The sequence below is a fragment of the Pseudovibrio sp. POLY-S9 genome (assembly GCF_001431305.1).
Taxonomy (GTDB): domain Bacteria; phylum Pseudomonadota; class Alphaproteobacteria; order Rhizobiales; family Stappiaceae; genus Pseudovibrio.
The window spans coordinates 191410-193936 of record NZ_LCWX01000237.1; the positions used below are offsets into that span (position 1 = coordinate 191410).

A 2527-nucleotide genomic window follows, 5' to 3' on the forward strand; every position below is an offset into this window, starting at 1 on the left:
TGGTTTCCAAGTCTGATCTTATGGAAAAGCTTTATGGCTGGGAAGAGAATGCGGAGAGCAATGTGCTTGAGGTTTATGTCTCGCAGATCCGCAGGAAAACCACGTCTAAGCTGATCCGGACCATCCGCGGCGTAGGCTATATTGTTGATGAGGACGTACCGGCATGAAACTTTCCTCCATCCGCAGCCGCATCCTCATCTTTCTGATCCCGCTGCTGTTTGTGGTCTGGGGCGTCTTTTCCGCCATTGTCTACAATATGACAGAGGAAGAGCTTTACGAGACCCATGATGCGCAGGCCTTTCAGCTTGTCAGCGCGATTGCACAGCTGGAGGGGGACACCATTTCTCCCAAGCATCTGGATGATCATCATGAACTTAATGATTACTTCGTGGTCATCCGCGATGGAGACGGCAACGATTTATATAAGTCATCCGACCAAGTACAGCTACCCCAGTATCTAAGGCCGGGTGCTCAGGAAATTGAGCATGAGGGCGACAGCTGGGTGATCTGGAATTTTCCGGGCGAAAAGACTGACAGGCAATACATCATCGGTATCGTGTTTGATGAAGCCATTGAGCTGGCCGACCAGACTGTTGCCACGGTTTCCATCCCTTTGGGGCTGGTGCTGGTGTTTTCCATCATCGCAACGGTTTTCATCGTCAAACGCGGGTTACGTCCGCTCACCACTCTTTCTGAGACACTGCAAACTCGGGAGCCTGAGAGTCTTGGTAAGCTGACAACGGAGAAGCAGGCAGATGAGCTTGTGCCGATTGTGAACTCCCTGAACATGCTGTTTGACAAGATTGAAGACTACCTTGCCCGCGAGCAGCGGTTTATTGATGATGCGGCGCATGAGATCAGAACACCGCTGACCGTGGTGAAAGCCCAGTGTCAGGTGATTGAGCGGGACGCGCTAGATGATGCGACACGGCTGCGGTTTGACAACATCATTGAAGGTGTTGACCGGGCCACGCATCTTGCCGCCAAGCTTTTGGAACATGCCCGTGCAGGTCAGGATGCCCACAAAGAGATAACAGAGCACGACTTACTGCCTGTTCTTCAGGAAAGCCTTGCACAACAGGCCCATGCGGCACTTGATAAAAATGTGGAGCTGCAACTGCTTCAATCAGAACATGTGGCAGCTGTTGTTGATCCGGAAGATCTGGGCGCTGTGCTTGGTAATCTGATTGGCAATGCAATCCGGCATACACCATCTGATGGTGAGGTTATCGTGGTTCTTGAGCGCGGTGATGATCATATTCAACTGAGTGTTGAAGACAGCGGACCGGGTGTGCCTGAGAAATACCGTGAGAAGGTGTTTGAGCGGTTCTTCCGCATGCCGGGGCAATCAAGTTCAGGTGCAGGCCTTGGTCTGTCTATTACGCAAACTCTGTGTCGTCGCAATGGGATCGAGATATCCCTTGGCAAGAGTGAGCGACTGGGCGGAGCCTGTTTTATGCTCAAACTGAAAAAGTAGTGTCGTAAACTTCAGGTAGGTTTCAGCTTCCAAGTGAATTTAGGGGAAGCACTCAGATTGAAACCTACTCCGAGGCTGCATCTGTAGCTTCTTATGGGGTGATCTGATTATGAATGGTGTGCGATGCCCCCAACGGTGTCACTCACCTTTCATAGCCAGAGTTTCATCTGAGTGCGCATCGTTAACTCAGATGAGCGTACCGGAATGAAACCGATTGGCCTGACCTTCATTATCGCCAGCATCCTAGTCCCCCTTTTGATTTTCTCCCAGTTTGGTAGCCAAGCAGACTCAGGTGCTTTGCTGAGCCAGTATTTTGGCATGGTCTCACTGATCTTCATGGGTCTGGTTCAGGTGATGGCCACACGGATGAAAGGCGTTGAGGCTCTGTTTGGCCCGCTGGATCGCGTGTATGTCTTGCATAAATGGCTGGCTATTTTCGCAATTGCTGCTGCTTTCCTGCATGAAAGCATTGATGCGGATGTGCTTTCAAGCGGCGATACGGATGGACTGGCGAAAGAGCTGGGTGAGATCGGGTATAATGGTATTTTAATCCTCGGCCTCGGTTCTCTGGCGACCTTCATCCCCTATAATATCTGGCGCTGGACCCACCGTTTGATCGGTATTTTCTTCGCTCTTGCTGCTGCGCATTTCCTGATGATCCCCAACGTGTTCTCTTGGAGTGATCCGCTTGGTCTTTACGTCGCCTTCTTCTGTTTTGCCGGTGTCGCGTCCTTCTTGTACCTGACTTACAAAGGCATGGCCGGGCGCACAAAGACCTATGAGGTAGAAGATGTTCAGATTTACGGGCGCATCACCAGTGTGACACTGAAACCTGAAGGCAAGCCTATTTCTCATGATGCCGGTCAGTTTGCTTACCTTTCCTTTGATCAGGAGGGCATGAGCGAAGTGCATCCTTACACGATTGCATCTGCGCCGCGCGAAGACGGAAGACTGCAGTTCTGCATTTCTGCGCTGGGTGATTACACATCTCGTGTGCACGAGCTCCAGGTCGGCACAAAAGCTCAAATCAGTAAGGGATATGGCGGGGGT

3 protein-coding genes are annotated in these 2527 nt (G+C 51.3%); all 3 read left to right on the forward strand.

Annotation, left to right across the window (positions count from 1 at the left end; translation table 11 throughout):
* Nucleotides 1–167: helix-turn-helix domain-containing protein (locus tag PPL9_RS31635; protein WP_161831453.1), on the forward strand; the 167-nt coding region annotated here is incomplete at its 5' end.
* Nucleotides 164–1477, forward strand: coding sequence for an ATP-binding protein (locus PPL9_RS24920; RefSeq protein WP_057465228.1), 1314 nt, complete (start codon nucleotides 164–166; stop codon nucleotides 1475–1477). The genes PPL9_RS31635 and PPL9_RS24920, both read left to right, overlap by 4 nt.
* Nucleotides 1478–1681: 204 nt before the next feature.
* A partial coding sequence (locus tag PPL9_RS24925) for a ferric reductase-like transmembrane domain-containing protein (RefSeq protein WP_200962369.1) occupies nucleotides 1682–2527 on the forward strand: 846 nt, incomplete at its 3' end.